The sequence below is a fragment of the Clostridium sp. BJN0013 genome, from assembly GCF_040939125.1.
Lineage (GTDB): Bacteria > Bacillota > Clostridia > Clostridiales > Clostridiaceae > Clostridium_B.
In genome coordinates this window covers 2,221,347-2,242,033 of the sequence record NZ_CP162495.1, presented here as the reverse complement: position 1 = coordinate 2,242,033, position 20,687 = coordinate 2,221,347, and the positions used below count along the sequence as shown (strand labels likewise).

At 28.8% G+C, this 20,687-nt stretch carries 19 protein-coding genes and 1 pseudogene; 14 read left to right on the top strand and 6 right to left on the bottom strand.

Going from position 1 to position 20,687, the window contains the following annotated elements; all coding sequences use genetic code 11:
• The first annotated feature begins 137 nt into the window (after positions 1-137).
• From AB3K27_RS11470 to AB3K27_RS11455, 4 genes are all read left to right on the top strand, one after another.
• Positions 138-347, top strand: coding sequence for a hypothetical protein (locus tag AB3K27_RS11470; protein ID WP_368487572.1), 210 nt, complete (start codon positions 138-140; stop codon positions 345-347).
• Between the two features lie 92 nt (positions 348-439).
• Entirely contained in the window at positions 440-619 is a 180-nt protein-coding gene (locus AB3K27_RS11465; RefSeq protein WP_368487571.1) for a hypothetical protein, read from the top strand.
• Between the two features lie 144 nt (positions 620-763).
• Entirely contained in the window at positions 764-1,645 is an 882-nt protein-coding gene (locus AB3K27_RS11460; protein WP_368487570.1) for a hypothetical protein, read from the top strand.
• Between the two features lie 201 nt (positions 1,646-1,846).
• Complete coding sequence (locus AB3K27_RS11455) at positions 1,847-1,972, top strand: hypothetical protein (protein WP_368487569.1); 126 nt, start codon at positions 1,847-1,849, stop codon at positions 1,970-1,972.
• A gap of 361 nt (positions 1,973-2,333) precedes the next feature.
• On the opposite strand, the gene AB3K27_RS11450 is transcribed toward AB3K27_RS11455, so the two are convergent.
• The 5 genes from AB3K27_RS11450 to AB3K27_RS11430 form a co-directional block, all read right to left on the bottom strand.
• Positions 2,334-3,650 carry an arsenic transporter gene (locus AB3K27_RS11450; RefSeq protein ID WP_368487568.1) on the bottom strand — a complete coding sequence of 439 codons (1,317 nt, stop codon included), beginning with the start codon at positions 3,648-3,650 and terminating at the stop codon, positions 2,334-2,336.
• Positions 3,647-4,030, bottom strand: a complete 384-nt coding sequence (locus AB3K27_RS11445) for a hypothetical protein (RefSeq protein WP_368487567.1) — start codon at positions 4,028-4,030, stop codon at positions 3,647-3,649. Before AB3K27_RS11445 ends, AB3K27_RS11450 begins: the two co-directional genes overlap by 4 nt.
• Positions 4,031-4,954: 924 nt before the next feature.
• Positions 4,955-5,215, bottom strand: coding sequence for a hypothetical protein (locus tag AB3K27_RS11440; RefSeq protein ID WP_368487566.1), 261 nt, complete (start codon positions 5,213-5,215; stop codon positions 4,955-4,957).
• Between the two features lie 671 nt (positions 5,216-5,886).
• The gene (locus tag AB3K27_RS11435; protein WP_368487565.1) at positions 5,887-6,075 is read right to left on the bottom strand and encodes a hypothetical protein; all 189 of its coding nucleotides are present in this window, start codon (positions 6,073-6,075) and stop codon (positions 5,887-5,889) included.
• A 221-nt stretch (positions 6,076-6,296) separates the two neighbouring features.
• A complete protein-coding gene (locus AB3K27_RS11430; RefSeq protein ID WP_368487564.1) occupies positions 6,297-6,494 on the bottom strand; it encodes a helix-turn-helix domain-containing protein in 198 nt (65 codons plus the stop codon).
• On the opposite strand from AB3K27_RS11430, the pseudogene AB3K27_RS11425 reads away from it, so the two are divergent.
• The 6 genes and pseudogenes from AB3K27_RS11425 to AB3K27_RS11400 form a co-directional block, all read left to right on the top strand.
• Positions 6,406-6,951 (top strand): annotated as a pseudogene (locus tag AB3K27_RS11425) (IS982 family transposase); the annotation flags it as partial. The gene AB3K27_RS11430 and the pseudogene AB3K27_RS11425 overlap by 89 nt on opposite strands.
• A gap of 304 nt (positions 6,952-7,255) precedes the next feature.
• Positions 7,256-8,047, top strand: coding sequence for a folate family ECF transporter S component (locus AB3K27_RS11420; protein ID WP_368487563.1), 792 nt, complete (start codon positions 7,256-7,258; stop codon positions 8,045-8,047).
• Positions 8,048-8,523: 476 nt separating this feature from the next.
• A complete protein-coding gene (locus AB3K27_RS11415) occupies positions 8,524-10,605 on the top strand; it encodes a cell division protein FtsA (protein ID WP_368487562.1) in 2,082 nt (693 codons plus the stop codon).
• Between the two features lie 29 nt (positions 10,606-10,634).
• Complete coding sequence (locus AB3K27_RS11410) at positions 10,635-11,807, top strand: M20 family metallopeptidase (RefSeq protein ID WP_368487561.1); 1,173 nt, start codon at positions 10,635-10,637, stop codon at positions 11,805-11,807.
• A gap of 243 nt (positions 11,808-12,050) precedes the next feature.
• A complete protein-coding gene (locus tag AB3K27_RS11405; protein ID WP_368487560.1) occupies positions 12,051-13,010 on the top strand; it encodes an RluA family pseudouridine synthase in 960 nt (319 codons plus the stop codon).
• A 43-nt stretch (positions 13,011-13,053) separates the two neighbouring features.
• Positions 13,054-14,679: an oligosaccharide flippase family protein gene (locus tag AB3K27_RS11400; RefSeq protein WP_368487559.1), complete on the top strand. Its 1,626-nt coding sequence runs from the start codon at positions 13,054-13,056 to the stop codon at positions 14,677-14,679.
• Here the strand turns inward: AB3K27_RS11400 and spoVB are convergent.
• On the bottom strand, positions 14,674-16,005 hold the full coding sequence (gene spoVB, locus AB3K27_RS11395; protein WP_368487558.1) for a stage V sporulation protein B: 1,332 nt from the start codon (positions 16,003-16,005) through the stop codon (positions 14,674-14,676). The two genes, AB3K27_RS11400 and spoVB, sit on opposite strands and share 6 nt — an antisense overlap.
• Before the next feature lie 194 nt (positions 16,006-16,199).
• Between spoVB and AB3K27_RS11390 the strand changes: the two genes are divergently transcribed.
• The 4 genes from AB3K27_RS11390 to AB3K27_RS11375 all read left to right on the top strand — a co-directional run bounded on the left by AB3K27_RS11390 (position 16,200) and on the right by AB3K27_RS11375 (position 20,633).
• The gene (locus AB3K27_RS11390) at positions 16,200-17,507 is read left to right on the top strand and encodes a hypothetical protein (protein WP_368487557.1); all 1,308 of its coding nucleotides are present in this window, start codon (positions 16,200-16,202) and stop codon (positions 17,505-17,507) included.
• Between the two features lie 43 nt (positions 17,508-17,550).
• The gene (locus AB3K27_RS11385) at positions 17,551-18,267 is read left to right on the top strand and encodes a zinc dependent phospholipase C family protein (RefSeq protein ID WP_368487556.1); all 717 of its coding nucleotides are present in this window, start codon (positions 17,551-17,553) and stop codon (positions 18,265-18,267) included.
• 80 nt (positions 18,268-18,347) lie between these two features.
• Entirely contained in the window at positions 18,348-18,857 is a 510-nt protein-coding gene (locus AB3K27_RS11380) for a class I SAM-dependent methyltransferase (RefSeq protein ID WP_368487555.1), read from the top strand.
• A 63-nt stretch (positions 18,858-18,920) separates the two neighbouring features.
• Entirely contained in the window at positions 18,921-20,633 is a 1,713-nt protein-coding gene (locus AB3K27_RS11375) for a B12-binding domain-containing radical SAM protein (protein WP_368487554.1), read from the top strand.
• Positions 20,634-20,687 lie beyond the last annotated feature (54 nt).

Here is a 20,687-nt window from a genome sequence, read left to right as displayed (position 1 = left end):
CGGCACATGTTATTATACGGATTACAGTGAAGTGCAATCACACTCACCCCGCCGTGCTCTGTAGTACACCTGTATACTTGTCTATATTATTCACAGTAATTGGTAATTTTAATCACTCTTTCATTAATTTTTGTGCCTTGAGCACAGCGAAAGGAATGAATGTTATTATGAACATTAAAATTATAGAACAAAATTATCTGGGGACAAAAATGACAATTGTAACAAAAAGTGGTAATAAAATACAAGGCGAAATTTTAAAAACTGACGAAGACTCTACCTTTATAAAACTTAAAACTGAGAATGGAGTAACAATGGTTAGTACTAATGCAATTGAAAGTATATATTAGCCCTCATACAAATTCAACTGTAAAACTATTTTTTGCAGATACAGCATTTTTTTATAATACTATAACAATATTCGTAAGAGGGGGAAAATTTGATGAATATTAATAGAATAAATCAAGGTGAACTTGGTTATAACGTAACAGTTGTTACAATAAACGGTAATAAAATACAAGGTGCTATCTTAAAAAACGATGAAGATGCCGATGTATTAAAACTGAAAACTGAAAAAGGTATAGTATTTGTCAATTATACTGCTATAGAAAGTATATATTAAAATTCAAACTTATAATCATAATAGTTTATGATTATAGGTTTAAATAAATATAAATAATTTGGAGGCTACCTTAATGGTACCTCTTTTACTTATAAATTACCCGTAAGTATAATATATCAATATCTTATTAGGAGGATTTATGCAATGTCTGATTATCATTTTAACGATTATAATAAATTTATAGGAAAGCATATTACTGTTATTTATGATTGTGGTTCTAAGTGTAAAAAACTTCATTGTAAATTACTTCAATGTTCTAAAAAAGATTCAAAAGAAAAATTTATTATATTAAAAACACATAATAATACAATTTACCATATGAATTGTAATAAAATTATATACTGGACAGCAAAGTATAAGGATAGCCTCACTGAAAATCAAGATGCTTACAAGTCAAACACTAAACATATTGAATCTGATCCAGTTGCTGAGAGCGAAGATTTATTATTAGAGAAAACACACGATAAAGAAACTACACCACCTAAAACAAATATTCCTAATGCCAAATTACACGCCGTAAAACTTTTAAGTAATGAGAAAATCACTGAGTCTCATTCTGCAAATTTTCCTAAAGAAAATACAGCTTTGATACCAAGTGAAAGTACTATTTATGATAATTTACAAGAGAATAACAGTATACTATCAGAGAGTAAAAATAAATCTAATGCATCATTATCATTGGAGCTTATTAATAATGCTGTAATTTCAGATGAACGTGATATTAGTTATACGACATATTCAGAACTTAATAATGATGAAATCATTACTGATTATAAAAAAGATCACAACTGTGACAAAGTTATACAGAAATATAATCATAAAGATAACTATAAGAAGAATATTCTAAGTTCTTCTCTAGCAGCATTTATAAACGGTAATTTTCAGGGTGTGCATTTAACAATTTATACTACTTCCACCCAAGTCATATCAGGAGAAGTTATTTTTAACTATAACCGTTTAATTATTCTAAAATCAGATGAACAGACTTATTATATCAATCCTGAGCAAATTGCCTACTTTTATTAAATTTCAAATGGAATCTAAGTTATTATTAAGAACTTATCATAAAGAAATTCTGATATTATATAATAATCAGAAAAGACGAGGATAAATGAAAACGGCAGAAAAATGATCAACAGAAATAAGTAAGCAATTATAAAAATTAGTAAAAGGTTTAACATCAAAAAGAAAAAGTACAAATATATTGTTATTAATGGAAGACCACCTATGAATCTAAAAAAAATATTAAAAACTATATTTTATGTATTCAGATTAAATAATGGTGTAATGCGGGAGTATTTGAAAGCATGTGGAAACGGTAACTTAAAGGATATGACGGAATTAAAGGTGTAGATTAGAAATGACTTAGCATAGATAGAAACATGATAAAATCTCCCCTTGCACAAGAGTCTGCTGGCAAAAGTCCAACAGACTAAGGAAAAACTGAAACCAAAGAAGGTATAATATTTAGCGGTTGTACACACCATTTAGTTCCTCCATTATGAGAGAAAAAAGTAAAGAAAAAAATCCAAACACCATCGGGCAGTAAAAGCTTGCAACTCATGGATGAATCGCTTTAGAAAGTTATTTATTAGATATAACTATTCAGGCATTAACAATATTTAAGAAGTCACATTCTTCCTATTTTAGGCTTGTTAAATTTGCATATGCTTTTATTGTTTTTAGAAAAACTGAAATTATTTAATGATAAGCTCTAACCAAACATTGTTTTAATCCACCAATATAAAATACATAAAGTAAACATAACTGTTAAAGGAACAACGATACTTGTTACGTTTAAATATTCTTTCCATGATATCTTAATTTTATTTTTCTTTAATATATGCATCCACATTAATGAAGCTAGTGTCCCAATAGGAAGAAGAAGAGATCCCATATCACTTCCAATAATATTAGCCAAGTAAATTGCTTTTAAAGTGAGATTATCTAATCCCATATTAGATAATGCAATTGTACCTATCATTAATGCGGGATGATTATTAAAGATATTAGATAAAATAGAAGTTAATCCTCCCATTGTAAAATTTGCATAAAACAAACCTTGCTTTGAAATTGGTTCAATTAAGTTTATGATCTGCTTTGTTAATCCAACATTATTTAATCCATAAATAATCACATACATTGAAAAAGCAAACAATAGAATATGCCATGGTGTTTTATTTAGAATATCCAATGGACTCATTCTTAAATAGTACCATCTAACCAATATTAATACAAATGACCCAATAATTGCAACAATTTCTATAGGAATGCTAAAATAGGATGCAACAAATAATAGACAGCGTATTCCAAATACGAATATTAAAATCTTTAACATAAAGCTTGTACGTTTTTTTTTCGTATTGAGAGAGAAATTTACTTTAAATGGATGAAACTCCTTTGTAAAAAATATTTCATCTAGTTCTGTTACTGATCTTGGAAGAGTACGTGGGAGTCTTTTTTTTAGTAACAAAAACATCAAAAGTGACATGAATAGAAGTCCCAATGTGCCAGGAATAAACATCATTTCTGTATACTTATAAAGTGTCATATTAATTATATTTAATGAAATTAAATTTGTAATGTTACTTACACCTATAGGTGTACTTGAGCCAGTAGCAATTAATGCACCACTCAATAAATAAGGTATCTGTTCACGAGTATTTAATTGCAAATTTTTTAGTAATAAAATAAGAATAGGTGTAGTGATCAAAATACTTCCATCATTGTTAAAAAGTAAAGTCATGAGAAAGCATAATAATTGTATATACCAAAATAATCTATAACCAGATCCCTTTGCTAACCCTGATAACCTAGCTGCCATCCAATGAAAAAATCCAAAGCTTTCTAAAATAATTGCCATGACAATAGTTGCAATGATAGTGAGAGAAGCACCACTAACTTTATGCGCAATATCTACTAGATTAGGATAAGTCACAACTCCTATGAATAGTACCATAATAGCCCCTATTGCAGCAGGATATGCTTCATTCAATTCTCTTGGTGAAAAGAAAATAATTATAATTGTCATAATAACACAAAAATAGTTGCTATAGTTATACTGAGAAAAGATATAGTAAAACTTCCGACTATTAATATAATAAAAGAAGAAATCAATTTATGATTGTGCCAAAACTTACCTGATGATAGTGAGAAGTACCCTGAATCATTTTTATCCTGATATTCTAGATGTTTATCATATAGACGTCTTTGTTGCTCGTGGTGCTTAGAAAGTGGTGGTGGTTTTGGTAACCTTTTATGTGGTGGTTTCGGTATCCCTCTGTGTGGGGGTTTAGGTCCTCTATAAAAATTTATTAAATAATCATCAAAATTTTTAAATGGTTTATCTTCATGCTTACAACACCAAATAATACATAACATTACTAAAATTATGATAACTAAATTGGTCATAATTATTCATCCTCCTGTGTTTTTATAAATTTAAAGTTATGTTTTAGCCACAAATTTTTGTGGTTAATTTGATGGTTTATATTCATGCTTATGACACGAAATAGCATATACTATTACTAAGATTACGATACCTGTATTGCTCATAATTATTCCTCTTCCTGTTTGCTATAAATTTGAAGCTATGATTTAATCACAATTTTTGTAGTCAGGAATCTCTTAGTATGTAATTATCACCATTAAGTTTTGTTAAAATTTATAAATACACGCTGCTATATAATTATTATTGTCAAAATTAGTTATCCCCTTCTCCATAAAGTTATGTAATAAAGCAGAACTATCAAAACCTAAATCTCAGCTATTTTACAATATATAAGAACAATGCAACTTACTTACAAATAAAATACTTTATATGATCATTTTATTAACTTTATAAAAACAAAGTTTTCATTATATATTTTTCTTAATAAAGTAAGAATTTTAGTGGTACTAAAATAACTATAAATATAGCTGTAATAATTGAAACAAATACATGAAAATTGTACTTTTTTTAAAAAAAAAGTGCAATACTCGTTTAAATAATCTACTATAGTTTCAATTATTGACTTTTGAGCAACACTAATTATAATACCAAATATCCTCTAACTCATATTAATTTTTGCAACCTTGATATATAGTTGATATATTTTTAAAAGGTATTTGATGCATCTATCTATTAAAATTTAAAATTACTTGTAAAGTGATACTTGTTTACATATAATTATTTTATACCCTTATTCTTACTTGTTATTAAACTTTATAATTTTAATTCTATTTTGACTTAATAAATCGATAGATTTATTTCCTTAGTTTATATAATTTGACATACATAAAATGCAAATTAATAAAACATAGTTAGTTTAAACTCTAAAAATAATTAACTAACTATTAAGGATGTTTTTTATGATTCTTCTCATCATTATCTTTGCTTTCTTCATCACTTAATATACTGTCCATTAATTCAACAGTTCCTGTTTCCGCTAGAACATAAGCAATATGAGGTATTTCTATCACTGCTATGCCACCATTATAATCAACTACAAGTGCATTTCTGATTGCAGCTACTATAATTGCTTTTTCTATTTTATCCCCTGATTTAAAAACAATATCAACACGATTTTTAATTAATTTTGATAATAGTTCTTTCATCTGTACTCCCCCCATTTTATCTGTTGTTATTAACATACTATGTCAGGTTATTTATATGGTTACTAAGTACTAATAAAGGTACCCCTGTATTTTTTCATCCAATGCAAAATTACTCACTTTAATATATGCTCCATCTAAGGTATTGCCTACAAAATGATTTTCTGCCCTTTCTATCAACCCTAACAACATATTTAATCCTCTAACTAATCTTTATTCTAAATTCTTATCTACCAAGCAAAGCTAACAGGCACACAATAATATAATTGCACACAAAATAAAGTTGCACTACTCCAATCCCTCTAAACCGTTATAAATCAATATGGCTACAACTTATTTTATGAATGGTAACGTTCCGAAAAGGGTGCAGCGTTGCTATTCACAAAACCGCTATAAACCTACTAATATCAAGGCTCAAAGCGGTATTGACTTATTTGTTTGTTTTGGAAAACTGTAGTTTTTTCAACTTTTATTAGTAACGTTCCATTAAACAAAAAAGCCTAAAGCCCTTTAACACCAAGGCTTTAGACTTGTAGACTTGAAAGAGAAAGCCGTTCTAAAATATAAGAACAGCTTTAAAGATAGCATTACTGTTGATGTTGATAGTGAAGAAGATAAAACCTAAAAAAACTAAATATCACCTATACCACAACTCCTAAGATTTATAATTAACATTAAGTCTTTTTATTAAAATTTTTAATATAGCTAAATATGACTTTATCAAGTTCTTCACTTATAGCTAATATAGACTTTTTTGCTTCCACCCCATTATTTCCTAAATTATTAATAATATGATTATTAAGTTTTTCTCTTAGGTATTCCATCTTTTCCTCAATTGTTAATGTATTTTTTATTTTATTCAAAGTATATCGCTCCTAACATCTTGTTACTATCTGCATTTATTATTTCTTTATTTTTGACACAAAAGATGGAGGATAGTTTTAAAAATATATTGGTATGATGAAAGTAAAAAATAATAGAAAGTAAAATTAAAAAAGTTATTTACATTATTTTATTAACTGCCACCATTAGATGTATTTACACTACAAAATTAATTATATTTCTTCTCAACTCCAAAAATTAATTAGTACCATAAAAACACTTTCATATCAACTTTTAATGCTTTTGATATCTTGTCCAGTGTTTTTATTGATGGAATTGTCCTTCCAACTTCAACATCTGAAAGATATGTATTGGAAATACCAGCTTCATGTGCCAATTCACATTGTTTTAATCCTTTCTTTAATCTTTCTTCTTTAACTTTTTCACCTATACCACCCAAGTTTTGTACAAGAACAAGATTTCATAGGACAAGAAAATCTCTTTATGAGGTTATGAAGCAAATTCGTCAAGAACTAACCCGATTCCTTGACTATACCCAGGAAAAATATGGGATAATCGACAGTATGCCAATCCCTGTATGTGAATTTGGAAGAGCCCATTTTCATAAATCCTTTAGACCGAAGGCTGCCTACGGCAAATGTGTCTCCAAGAAAGAAACATATTATGGATTTAAGCTGCATACTCTAACAACATTTGATGGATATGTTACTGATTTTGTTTTGACTCCTGCCAATGTTGATGATAGAGCCGCAGTATGGGAGTTAACTTATCCTTTATCTCCATCAACTATAATAGGGGATAAAGGATATATGGGAAATAAATTTGCTTCAGAATTAAAATCTGACAGAAATATCAATCTTGTTACAATAAAGAGAAAGAAAGATACAAATCAATTTCCAATTTGTGTGGAATTTTTTATGAACTCTTCAATATGTTTTAACACAGGTTTAGAGAAGTATACGAAAAATCTAAGTTCAAACAAAAATTGGATTATCGGTGATTTTTCTGCTAAAATACTTCTATGAGACATTTTCTTCACTCCTGTCGTTAAAATCTGTTGGCAAACTAATTTATACAACAAAATGTGAAGTTTGTCTCCATTTTTTTATAAATTTTTGTGACTGTAAATATATGTTATCAAATTTTCTCAACTATAAGTGTAAACTAGATTTAAATTATAACATACTGGAGGTAAAATATGTGAAAAGCAGAATGAATTTAAGATTTCTTGTTATTACAGCAGTTTTTATTGCAATTGCAATTGTTTTAAGACCCTTTGCTATAACTGTGGCTGCAGGTGGTATATTAACCATAAGAATAAGCTTTGATGCTATATGTTACATAGTACCGGGACTTATTTTTGGTCCATTATATGGGGGAATTGCAGGGGGATTAATAGATATATTTGGATATATAATGAAACCTATGGGTGGATATATTCCTTTGTTCACCATAACTAATATAATAGCAGGTATTTTACCTGCTATACTGTGGAGGAGTATAATAAATAAAAGCAAGTACAAAATTAGAAATTATTACAGTATATTTTTTATATTGCTGTTTCTAATAGGTTTTATAAATTTTATTATAATAAAATTTATGTCTAATACTACTTTAAGTAGACTATTAATGTTTTTAGGCAAAAAATCTCAATACTTTAGTTATGGATTTATGCTAATAGGTATCATAGGTATTTTAATTTTGCTTATAAATCTATTTATTAATAAAAATTTAGGCAAGTTCTATAGTTTTATAAACAATTACTATTTTAAGATGGTAATTGTTTTAGGTATTTCTGGAATTTTTATATGCACTATAAATACCTACATTCTACTGATATTAACTCCAGCTCTTATGGCTAAAGGATTTATGTTTTTATGGATACCTAGAATAATTGAAACTTTACTTATGACTGCAATTAACTCTTATATAGTATGCATAATTCTATATTCATATAATTTATTTTATAGTAGAGTAGTTAAAAAGGCTTAAAAAGAATTGAGTTTATCCGATAAACAAAACATGTGAAATGAAATTCTTGTATACATTATAAATATTATGTATATAAAAATCAATGTAAACATATAAATCTCAAATAACAAACTCAGTACATAAAATAAAATTTGATAAAATCAATTATAGAAAATGTACAAAAAGTTAATATATCAGATGAAGGGCTTTCTGGAGCAGTGGAAGAATTATAATTAAATTCAGAGAATATAAATAATGCAGTAAAAGATATAACTTTCGGTATACAGGAAACCAGATCTTAATAAAATAATACAGAAATTCCAAATATAGTTTTTATTCAAATAAGGTTCAGATGCAGAAAAGTATTTCTTATGAGCAAATTTCACCTGAACCTTAGAATTCACTTGATTGAATGTTTAACTATATTATTATATAATTTTATTAGGCTCATATTTTAACAATATGAGCCTAATAAGCATAGAAAAAGAGGTAATATTATGGAAATTACTAATCTTAGTTCACAAGATATAATATTTTCATTGGATATAGGAACAAGATCTGTAATAGGCACTGTAGGGATATTAAGGGATAAAAAATTCCGTGTAATAGCAGAAAGGTGCATAGAACATGAAGAAAGGGCGATGATTGATGGTCAAATACATGATGTGGCTCTTGTGGCAAATGTGGTAAATACCATAAAAAGTGAACTTGAAAAAGATTTAAATATGAAAATAAAAGATGTGGCTATTGCCGCTGCGGGAAGATTTCTTAGAACTATAGTAGTAAAAGAAAAAATAGAAGTAGATTATACAAGAGAAATAGATAGGGACATTATTAGAAGTTTGGAATTAACTGCGGTAAAGTCTGCTGAAAAAAAAATAAATGAAAGTGTTAAAGGAAGATTATATTGTGTGGGATATAGTGTAAAAAACTATTATTTAAATGGATATGTTATAAGTAATTTGTTAAGTCATAAAGGGAATAATGTATCTGCAGAGGTTATAGCAACCTTTCTTCCAAGATCTGTAGTAGATAGTTTATATTCTGTTATGGAAAAGGTGGGTCTTAACGTTGTAAATTTAACTTTGGAACCCATTGCTGCCATGGAAGCTGCTGTTCCACAAAATTTAAGATTGTTAAATTTAGCTCTAATTGATATAGGAGCAGGAACTTCAGATATAGCATTAAGTAACAGGGATAGTATAAGTGCCTATGGTATGGTGCCAGAAGCGGGAGATGAAATAACTGAAGTTATAGCACAAAATTATTTAGTGGATTTTAATACTGCAGAAAGTATAAAAAAACAGTGTGACCAGCATAAAAATATAACTTATACAGATGTTTTAGGTATAGAAAATGAAATATCATCAGAAGATGTAATAAAACTTATAACTCCCGCTGTGAAAAAAATAACAGATAAAATTGGCAGTAAAATAATAGAGTTGAATGGGGATAAATCCCCTAATGCTATTTTTTTGGTAGGAGGTGGAGCCCATACTCCTAAATTAAAAGAGTTTTTAGCTAAAAGGTTAAATATACCACTTAAGAGAATTGCCATAAAAGGAAGAGAAGCCGTGGTGGATTGTGTTTGTCCTGATAATTCCTTAGGGAGCATGGGAGTTACAGTTTTAGGTATAGCTTTAATTTGCATAAAAAGGTTAGGACATGGTTTTATTGATATAATGTTAAATGGAAAGGTAGTAAGTCTTTTTGATTCCCACACGCATACGGTTATGGATGCAATGCTGCATGCGGGTATAAGTCCTGGTGTATTGATAGCAAAAAATGGAGACAATATAAGATTTACCCTAAATGGAATAAAAAGAGTTGCTTTTGGAACATTAGCTTCTAGTGCAAAAATAACTGTAAATGGATTTCCAAAAAGTATAGATGAGGAAGTGAAGGAAGGAGATAACATAGAAATAAAATATGCCCTTAATGGGAAGGTAGCTTCACCTAAAATTAAGGATTATATACATAAAATATACTCTATAAGTTTTTTTATAAATGATATAATAGAAAATTTAGAACCTATTGCCTACATAAATAAGAATAAGGTAAGTTTGGACAGTAATATAAACCAGGAAGATAATGTAGTGATAATTTTTCCGGAAACTTTGAGAGATTATGAAAAATATTTTTCTCCTCATAATCAAGATAGTGAGAAATTTCTATACTATTTAAATGGAAAGCAATTAGATAAAGATTACATAATAAAAGAAGGAGATAGAATTTACAGAGTATTAAAAAATCACGAAGAAAAACAGCAAAATATCGATAATATGGAAGAAAAATCAATAGATGATGAAGTATATAAAATTACAAAAGAGGATAAGGAGGATTTTAACGAAATAAATAAAGTCAAAGAAGATGATAAAGAAGAAATAACTGTTACTGTAAATGGAAAAAATATAATACTTAAAGGGAAAAAAGAGTATATATTTGTAGATATATTTAATTATGTGGAATTTGATTTAAGCAGGGTAAAGGGGAAATTATATTTACGTTTAAATGGTAATAATGCAGGATATTATGATAAACTGTCTCAGGGAGATATAATAGAATTAGGATGGGAGTAGAAGTGTTATAAATAATTGGAGGTAGAAATATGGATAGGGATTTTTTTAAGATGGCACAGTCTATAAAGAAAGAATTAATTGACATAAGAAGAGATCTTCATAGACATCCTGAACTGGGATATGAAGAGAAAAGAACTTCTCTTAAAATAAAAGAATTTTTAAAAAAAATAGGTGTAGAGTATGTAGAAACTGCTAGTACAGGGGTTTGTGGAATAATAAGGGGAAAAGGAAACAAGACTATAGGTATAAGGGCTGATATAGACGGGCTTCCTCTGGAAGATAATAAAAACTGTAGCTATTCTTCTCAAGTAAAAGGAAAAATGCATGCCTGCGGACACGATGCACATACCACTATACTTTTAGGAGTAGCTAAAATTTTAAATGGTATAAAAGATGAATTAAAAGGAACTGTAAAGCTGTTTTTTGAGCCTGCAGAGGAAACTACAGGAGGAGCTAAACTAATGGTAAAGGAAGGAGTACTTGAAAATCCCAGAGTAGATAGGGTGATAGGACTTCATGTGGATGAGAATATAGAAGTAGGAAATATAGGTGTAAAATTGGGGGTGGTAAATGCAGCTTCTAATCCATTTACCATAAAAATCAAAGGAGTGGGAGCCCATGGTGCAAGACCCCATATGGGAGTGGATCCTATAGTTATAAGCAGCCATGTAATATTATCCCTTCAAGAAATTATAAGTAGGGAACTTCCTCCAACTGATCCGGCAGTTATTACAGTAGGTTCAATACATGGAGGAACTGCTCAAAATATAATACCAGAAGAGGTTGTAATAGCTGGTACCATGAGAACTATGAGAACTGAACATAGAGAATATGTTAAAGAGAGGCTTCGTGATATAACTTCTGGTGTTGTAAACTCTATGAGAGGAAAGTGTGAAATAAATATAGAAGAGAGCTATCCTTGTTTGTACAATGACGATGATGTAATTAAAGATATTTTAAAAGCAGCTTACGAGGAAATAGGAGAAGAACATGTAAAAATGCTGGAAAGTCCAAGTATGGGCGTGGAAAGTTTTGCCTATTTTTCTATGGAGAGACCTTCTGCATTTTATTATTTAGGTTGCAGAAATGAAAGTAAAAATATAATATATCCAGCTCATGGAAGCTTATTTGATATAGATGAAGAATGCCTTCCCATTGGAGTCTCCATACAGTGCAGGGCGGTCTATGATTTTTTGAAATAAGCGGTATTATTAATATGGTTAAATAGTATATTGGATAAATTATACCTAAAGTTTTCATTGCAGATATGATTAAACTTTAGGTATATTTTTGAAAAAATCCATCTGAAGTTATTCTTACATTCATATGGATTTTGATATAATAAATTTTATATATTGCTTTATGCAATAATAGTATTATATAATTAAATATTGTTGGTATAAAGTTTTAAAATAAAAAATATTTAAGATACCAGGAGAGATAAAATGAAAGTAGAAATAGGAAGTAATGAATCAGGTCAGCGATTGGATAAATTTTTAAGAAAATGGCTTCGAGATGTACCTATAAGCGGCATATACAAGGCTATAAGAAAAGGTGATATTAAAGTAAACGGAAAAAAGACTAAAGAGAAGTATTTTCTTATGGATAAGGATATAGTAGAAGCTCAATATATAGTTTCCAAGGGGAAAAATTTTGAGTTTAATAAGGTAAACAGTAATTTTTTGAAGATAACCTATGAAGATGAAAATATGATTCTGGTGGAAAAGTGGCCGGGAGTGTTAGTGCATTCAGATAAAAAGACTGATGATGTGACTTTAACAGATTATGTATTATCTTATTTATATGACAAGGGAGATTTTAAACCAGAAATAGAAGTTACCTTTACTCCTTCTCCTTGTAATAGGTTGGATAGAAACACTTCAGGTATAGTAATATATGGTAAAAATTATGAATCGTTAAAATTGTTAAACGAAATAATAAGGGAGAGAAATATAAGGAAATATTATCAGGCTCTGGTGAAGGGAAGAATAAATGAAGGTGTTTATGAAGGATATATATTAAAAGACAGAAAAAATAATATTTCCAGCATATATAATTCACCTAAAAAGAATACGAAAAAAATATCCATGGATGTGAAAACTCTTCATACCTGTGGTACTTATTCTTTAGTGGAATTGGAGTTGATTACAGGTAGAAGTCATCAATTAAGGACTCATTTAGCATATTTAGGAAATCCCATAATAGGAGATACTAAATATGGTATATCTAAAATAAATAGTTTTTTTTATAACAAGTATGGATTAACTTATCAGTATTTATATGCCTATAAGATAACTTTTAGAAATTGTACAGGAAAGTTAAGTTATATGAACAACAAGACTATATCTGAAAAGCTTCCACCTATATTTAAAAAGATAAAAAATGATATATTTAATAAATTTTAAATATTTATTGTTTTATGAGTTTTTTGACAGGGAGTTTTAAATTATGAAAGAACAATCAACAACTAAAGGGTTTGCCATACTTTCTATGGCTGGGATGTTAGTAAAGATATTATCTGTATTATACATTCCAATATTGATGAAAATAATTGGAGAAGAAGGCTACGGATTATATGGTGCATCCTATCAGATATATGCTTTTATCTTTGTACTTGCCAATTCAGGCATACCTGTAGCCATATCAAAACTCATATCTGAACTAGCTGCAGTGGGAAATTATAAAGATGCAGTTAAAGCATTTAAGATAGCACGATTTATTTTAATAATCATAGGTATAGTAATGGCCACATTTCTTATGATTTTTGCATTACCTTTAGCTAAGGCAACTCATTACAAAGGGGTGTATTTATCCCTTATAAATCTGGCACCGGCCATATTATTTACCTCTATTGCCTCAGCTTATAGGGGGTATTTTCAGGGACGGGGAAATATGACTCCTACTGCAGTATCCCAGGTAATAGAACAAATATTAAATACAATATTTACCCTTGTATTTGCTACATATTTAATGAGATATGGAGTGGAGGCAGGCTGTGCAGGAGGGACCATGGGAACATCTATAGGAGCTTTAGCTTCTGCCAGCTTTTTAATTATGTGTTATGGAAGAAATAATAAATTTAAAGCTCCAGAGGGTGCATTAAAGGTAGATAACGTGAGACTTACTACCCGGGAACTTGTAAGGAAAATTATAATATATGGACTGCCCATAACACTATGCGTAGGCATGACCTATGCTGGAAATATAGTTGATTTATGGAATACAAAAATAAGACTTATGGCTGGAGGAATAAGTGAACCCAGGGCAACTATACTCTATGGCTATCTTACAAAATATCAACAGCTTTTAAATGTTCCAATCTCTATAATATCTTCACTGTCTATGGCAATACTTCCGGCTATATCTGCAGCAGTGGCTGTTAAAGATGGAAAAAAGATAAAAAATAATATAAATTATTCTTTAAGACTTTGTTTTCTAATTGCAATACCTTGTGCGGTAGGACTTTCGGTTTTAAGTGAACCTGTATTTTCTATACTTAAATTTGGAAAAGGCTCTTATATTATGACATGGGGTTCTATTGTACTTGTATTTATGTCTATTATGCAAATACAGACTACTATCCTGCAGAGTATAGGAAAACTTTTTACAGCTACTTTTTATTCCATAATAGGTATAGCTATAAAAATATGTATAAATTACTACTTGATTTCAATACCTGAAATAAATATATTAGGAGCGGTGGCTGGAAGCATTCTAGGGTTTATTATACCTATAACCTTAAATCATAGAATTATTAAAAAATCCTTAGGGGTAAAGGTGAGTCTCATAAGTCATGCAGTCAGACCTGCACTGGCTTCTGTAGTAATGGGGATTGTGGTGTTCTTCGTATATTCTTCTATAAATTATATAACTCTATTTATAAAATTTCAATATATATCAAATGCTCTGTCGACTATAATATCCATACTAGTTGGAATAGTAACATATGCTTTTGTATTAGTTCTGGTGGGAGGTATAGACAGCAGAGACATACAGTCAATGCCCGCTAGGGTAACCAGGTTAATTCCAAAATTTATATTAAGAAAAGCATTCCTGAAGAGAAAACTTCTATGAATGACCATAGAAGTTTTCCTTTATAATTTCATGCATATTTAAAATTAAAGTAGTAAAATAAGTTATAATTAAACTTATACCGCATCCATATATATTTATCCATGGTATGCCTGTAAGTATGTATATTAATATAAGCTCTATAACAGCAGAAATGAGGGAGTTTCTAAGTATTATATTTTGTTTTCCAATGCCATTTAAAATGCCCAAGGTGGAAATGGAAACAAATACTACAGGGGCAGACAAGGCGGCAAATTTTATGTAAGAGTCAAGATCATACCTTTTATAAAACAATTCTCCCAAATATCCAGACAGGGTAATACAGATTATCATAGTGACAATACCTAAAAGAAGAGATATCTTTATTATTTGTGATACTCTGTGTTCTATAGCCCAATAATCTCTGTTACTCATTTTTTCAGATAAATCTGGAATAAGCACTATGGACATGGAATTTATGATGGTAATAGGAAGAAAGATTATATTAAGGGCCATACCGTCAAACTTACCTATCATGCTAAGGGCTAAATTATATTCTATACCTGAGGCTACAAGTCTTCTTGGTACTATTAAAGTGGAAATTGCAGAAAGTGTTGTAGTTAAAAATCCATTTAGACAGAGAGGAAAAGATATAACAAGTACATTAAATAAAAGTTGTATTTTATCTTCACAGTAGGAAGAATTAAATTTTAATCCTTTCTTTTTGATTTTATACATTATATATAAAACAGCAAAGCTTATAAATTCTCCAATGGCTAAGGTTATATAGGCTGCAGTTACAGTGCTCCTTATATCCTTTAAGGAAAATAAGGATATTATAGTTACTATTAAGGTAATTCTTAAAAATTTTTCAGATATATCTATAATAGCTGGTATTTTTACCTCTGATATTCCGTAAAAATAACCTTTAAGTATGGAGGAAAGGGATATAAAAAATATACCGGGACACATAACTTGAATGGCGTGTATAGCTCTTGGGTCTTTTATTATTTTTATTCCTATATAAGGGGCATTTATGAATATTATACATACTATAAATGTAGCTAATATGGAATTAAAGGTAAGAGATACATCTATGGAATTATTTAAATTGTTAAAATCGTCTTTGCTAAAATATACAGCAGCTACTTTAGATATGGCTGTTACCATACCTCCTGACAGCAGACATACAAATAAGTCGTATACAGGCATTATAAGCCCATAAAGCCCCATTCCCTCTGCACCTAATTTCCTAGATAATATTATAGAAAATATAAATGCAAATACAGAGGTGATTAAATTTGCGAAAATTAAAATAAGTGAACTTTTTAAAAATCGGTCTCTTTTCATAAAAACTCCTGTTTTCAAATTATAGTATTTTTAGATAGAATTATTTAATATTAATAGTTATGATGATAACATGCAGTATATTCTTCTTAAATTAATAATTAAGAGGGGAGAAGGATTTTTAAATACTTACTCATATGTGTGGATTTTTCTAATATATATTTAGTGTGATGTATATTTTAAGGAGAGTACTATATATGAAAAAGTTACTAAAATTTTTATCTATAATTGCAGTTGTAATTCTGTCAGGTAGTATGCTTAAATATTATTTCTATAAAACTCATTCAAAAATTAAAATTGAAATAAAAGATGTTACTTTAAGCTGTAACTTAAAATATAGAGGATTAAAAGGTGCGGTGGACTTTGTGAAGGATGAAAAAGATAATTATTACATAGCATATAAAAATAGAATACAAATCATAAAAAGTGATGGAGAAAGCTATGATATATTAAAAGACTCGAATTTAAATATTTATAGTCTGGATTATTATAAAGGGAATTTGTATTATTCCTCCGGAGATAAAGTATACTGTTACTATATAGAAAAAGGTAGAAATTCTGTACTTGTAAGTGGTATGCCTAATTATGGAGATTATAAAGATAGTTTAGTAAGGGTAAAAGATGGATATATATACATATCCATAGGGGCTGCAACCAATTCAGCGGTAGTGGGAGAAGATAATGTATGGGTAAAAAATAACCTTTATGCTCATGATGTTGCTCCAGTAGATATAACTTTAAAAGGTATAAATTTTGGGAAAGAAAAGAGAGGAGCTTTTCAAAGCTATAATACCCAAAGTGTACAGGGACAAGTAATTCCAAAACATTTTCCGGGAAATGCTTCTATTATCAGATATAATTTAACACAGGGCAGTAGTGAAACCTTTGCCTGGGGAATAAGAAATGTAAAAGGAATGGATTTTACCAGTGAAGGTAAATTTATATGCACCCTGGGGGGGATGGAAAATAGAGGGAGCAGACCAGTTATAGGAGATACGGATTATATATATGAAATTAAAAAGGGTGTATGGTATGGATGGCCAGATTACAGCGGGGGAGATCCTGTTACTTCACCTAAATTTAAAAGTGTTAAAAATTCTCCTCTGCAATTTATACTGGCTATCCACCCCAATGTCGATCCTCCAGCACCTTTATATCAGCATAAAACTGTAGGGACTATGGGGCCACTGGCTATAGATAGAGAAGGAGTCTTATCCCAAAAAAATTGTATATTTTTTTGGGATAAGTCAGATAGTATAATATATAGCTTTAGAGGAATAGGATCACCTATGGAGAAAATTAAGCTTAATGGTAAAGTTGAAATTTCAAGTATGAGAATATTTAACAAAGAATTATTAGCACTTGACGAAAATAAAGGTTATTTATATAGTATAAACAAAGGTAAAATTAATGAACACATAAAATCAGACAAGAATATTTATCCATATATAATCTTTGTATCAATACTGTGTGTTATATTAATTTTGAAGATTCAAATCCAATAATGTGGTATGTATATTCTATTTTAAAGAGGAGATTGTTTTTTAGATGAAACATGAAATTGAAAGAACCTATGGAAATGCTGTAAAGGGGATATTTTTTGCAGTAAATCCCCTTAAGAAAAAACTTATGAAGACCAATTGTACTGTTCATAAGTTTATAATGTTACAGTCCATTGCAATATTACAAAATGATGGATACCAGGAAGAATATAATTTTTTTAGGAAATATATAAGAGCTTTAAATGCAGGAGTTACCTGGGCGGATCAAGATTTTAAAAGCTCCAATCATTTTTATCATGTAAACAGAGAAAAAGGATTATATGGATTTTCAGATGCACTTACAGAATGTAGAAAATATTATAGTCAATCCCTACAACTTTTGAGTCTTGGTCAACTAGAAAAGGCTCTATTTTACTTTGGTGCATCCTGCCACCTTGTTCAGGATGTTACAGTTCCGCATCATGTAAATAATAGGCTTTTAAACAGTCATAGAAAATTTGAACTCTGGATAATAAGCAGACTTATGACAGATTATTCTTTTGTAGCAGAAGATGGAGTTATAATATATGAAAAATTAGAAGATTTCATAAAAAATAATGCTATAATGGCAAATAGTATTTATATAAAAAATAGCAATATAGAGTCTATAAATGAAAAGTATGGTAAAATAGCTTCAGTTATTTTAAAAGAAGCCCAGAGAACTACTGCAGGCTTCATGATTAAATACTATGAAAAAGTAAAAAACTTTAAAATTCTCCCATAAAAGGGAGGATTTTTTTTATTTTTCAAGAACATATATAATGAGGCGGTGCTTCCCTATATTGATAAAGGATAGTGATATAAATGAGTAAAACTATATTCATAAATATGGAAAATCAAATATTTAGAGGAAATTTATTAGATGTGGGGCTTCACAATGAAGGTATAGTATATAATATATACAAGGAATTCAATGATGATGTAAATGTAGAATATATAAATGGAAAAGAAGAAGAGGAAAATATAAAGAAGGATTATTACCACAATTGTATATTGTTATTTTCCTTTAATAAACTATGGCTTAATTTTAAAAAGAAAAATTTTATTAAAGATATTTATAAGTATTTAAAGAAAGATGGTTTGCTTTATATATGGGATGTGGATAAAGGCTATAGTAAAATTTTTAATGGATATGTAAAAATATTAATTCCAGGGGGAAAAATAAAAAAAATAAAAATAAGAGATTTTAATATTTTAAAAAATAATTCCAAAGAAAATACAGTAAAATTATTAGATAAATATTTTAAAATTTTAGATTTGAAAAATTCAGATGGACTTTATTATATAAAGGCACAAAAGAAAAATCTGGTTTAGCATGATTTTTACTTAAATATTCATGTTTTTAACCTGCGTGGAGAAAGGAAATGAAAAATACATATGAAAATACTGTTAACAGCACTTAATTCAAAATTTATTCACAGTAACCTGGCAGTAAGATATTTAAAAGCCTATACTAGAGAACTTCCTTATAATTGTGTTATAAGAGAATTTACCATAAATGACAGGAGAGAAAAAATACTAGAGGAAATTATAGAGGAGAAACCTGATATAGTGGCCTTCTCCTGTTATATATGGAATATAGAATATATTAAATCACTAGCTGTACTTATTAAACTTGTAAATCCCTTCATTAAAATATTGTATGGGGGACCTGAAGTATCCTATGACAGCTGTAATGTTTTAAAGAATATGGCTGGAGAATACATAATAATAGGAGAAGGAGAAGATACCTACCATGAATTTGTAGAGTTTCAGATAAAGTATTTTAATAAAAAAGAATATAATGATTCCCAAATTTTTTTAGTTTTAAGGAAAATACCAGGTCTTTGTTTTAAATGGCAAGATAAAGTGTTTTTAAATAAAGAAAGAGAACTGATGGATATGAATAAAATAATATTTCCCTATGAGAAAGGGGATAATTTAAAAAATAAAATTGTATATTACGAAGCCAGTAGAGGATGTCCTTTCTCGTGCAAATACTGTCTTTCTTCCACTATTCATAAAGTTAGATTTTTAGATATAGAAAGAGTAAAGAGAGAAATTAAGTTTTTAATGGATAAAAATATAGCTCTTATAAAATTTGTAGATAGAACCTTTAACTGCAATCCTGAATTTACCCTGGAACTCTGGAGATTTATAATAAAATGTGATACACAAACTACCTTCCATTTTGAAATTTCTGCAGACATTCTTACAGAAGAAGAAATAGCGCTATTGAAAGAATCCCCAAAGGGAAGAATTCAATTTGAAATTGGAGTTCAAACTACTAATGAAAATGTGTTAAATAATATAAGCAGATATGTTAAATTTAAAGATATAAAAGAGAAAGTAAAAAAAATCAAAATAAATAATAATATAAAACAGCATTTGGATTTGATAGCAGGACTTCCAGGAGAAAATTTTCAATCTTTTAAAAAATCCTTTAATGAGGTGTATTCCCTGCAGCCAGAGGAGATTCAAATGGGATTTTTAAAATTATTAAAAGGTTCCCCTATGAGAGAAGAGGCCAAAAAGTGGAAAATGGTGTATTCGCCTTATGCCCCTTATGAGATTCTTAAAACCAATCATATAACTTATAGAGAAATTGTAATTTTGAAAAAAGTAGAACATATAGTAGATAAATATTATAATTCTGGAAAATTTGCAAATATAATAAAGTATTTTATTTCTAAATTTGAAGAAGCCTTTGATTTTTATTATAGTCTTGCAATGTTTTTTCATAATAAAGGGTATTTTAATAGGAGTATATCCTCCACAGATTATTATAAAATATTTTTGGAATTTCAGGAAGAATATTTTAATGAAAGTAGTATGGAACTTAAGGAAATAATAAAATATGATTATTTAAAATTTAATAAGAAAAAATGGCTTCCTGATTTTTTAATAAGAGAAAGGAGTAAGAAGGAAGAAAAGTATATAAAAGAAAAAATTGGAAAGGGGAGTATAAAGGTATCGGAAAAATATCATATGGAAAAATTTTTTATAAACATAGAAAAACTACTGCTTTCATCTGTATTGGAAAAAACAGAGGGATATGTAATATTTGACGGTATGGGAAATAAGGAAGTATATTTATTTAATAAATTTTGAGGTGTTTTTATTTACATATGCAATGAAGTAGAGTATACTAGTGTATATACATTT

What these genes read in the sequence shown, in the direction of transcription:
- AB3K27_RS11465 (WP_368487571.1), top strand. Translation starts at nt 440, where the DNA reads ATGAATATTAATAGAATAAATCAAGGTGAACTTGGTTATAACGTAACA.
- AB3K27_RS11460 (WP_368487570.1), top strand. Translation starts at nt 764, where the DNA reads ATGTCTGATTATCATTTTAACGATTATAATAAATTTATAGGAAAGCAT.
- AB3K27_RS11455 (WP_368487569.1), top strand. Translation starts at nt 1,847, where the DNA reads ATGAATCTAAAAAAAATATTAAAAACTATATTTTATGTATTCAGATTA.
- AB3K27_RS11450 (WP_368487568.1), bottom strand. Translation starts at nt 3,650, where the DNA reads ATGACAATTATAATTATTTTCTTTTCACCAAGAGAATTGAATGAAGCA.
- AB3K27_RS11445 (WP_368487567.1), bottom strand. Translation starts at nt 4,030, where the DNA reads ATGACCAATTTAGTTATCATAATTTTAGTAATGTTATGTATTATTTGG.
- AB3K27_RS11440 (WP_368487566.1), bottom strand. Translation starts at nt 5,215, where the DNA reads ATGAAAGAACTATTATCAAAATTAATTAAAAATCGTGTTGATATTGTT.
- AB3K27_RS11415 (WP_368487562.1), top strand. Translation starts at nt 8,524, where the DNA reads ATGGAAATTACTAATCTTAGTTCACAAGATATAATATTTTCATTGGAT.
- AB3K27_RS11410 (WP_368487561.1), top strand. Translation starts at nt 10,635, where the DNA reads ATGGATAGGGATTTTTTTAAGATGGCACAGTCTATAAAGAAAGAATTA.
- AB3K27_RS11405 (WP_368487560.1), top strand. Translation starts at nt 12,051, where the DNA reads ATGAAAGTAGAAATAGGAAGTAATGAATCAGGTCAGCGATTGGATAAA.
- AB3K27_RS11400 (WP_368487559.1), top strand. Translation starts at nt 13,054, where the DNA reads ATGAAAGAACAATCAACAACTAAAGGGTTTGCCATACTTTCTATGGCT.
- spoVB (WP_368487558.1), bottom strand. Translation starts at nt 16,005, where the DNA reads ATGAAAAGAGACCGATTTTTAAAAAGTTCACTTATTTTAATTTTCGCA.
- AB3K27_RS11390 (WP_368487557.1), top strand. Translation starts at nt 16,200, where the DNA reads ATGAAAAAGTTACTAAAATTTTTATCTATAATTGCAGTTGTAATTCTG.
- AB3K27_RS11385 (WP_368487556.1), top strand. Translation starts at nt 17,551, where the DNA reads ATGAAACATGAAATTGAAAGAACCTATGGAAATGCTGTAAAGGGGATA.
- AB3K27_RS11380 (WP_368487555.1), top strand. Translation starts at nt 18,348, where the DNA reads ATGAGTAAAACTATATTCATAAATATGGAAAATCAAATATTTAGAGGA.
- AB3K27_RS11375 (WP_368487554.1), top strand. Translation starts at nt 18,921, where the DNA reads ATGAAAATACTGTTAACAGCACTTAATTCAAAATTTATTCACAGTAAC.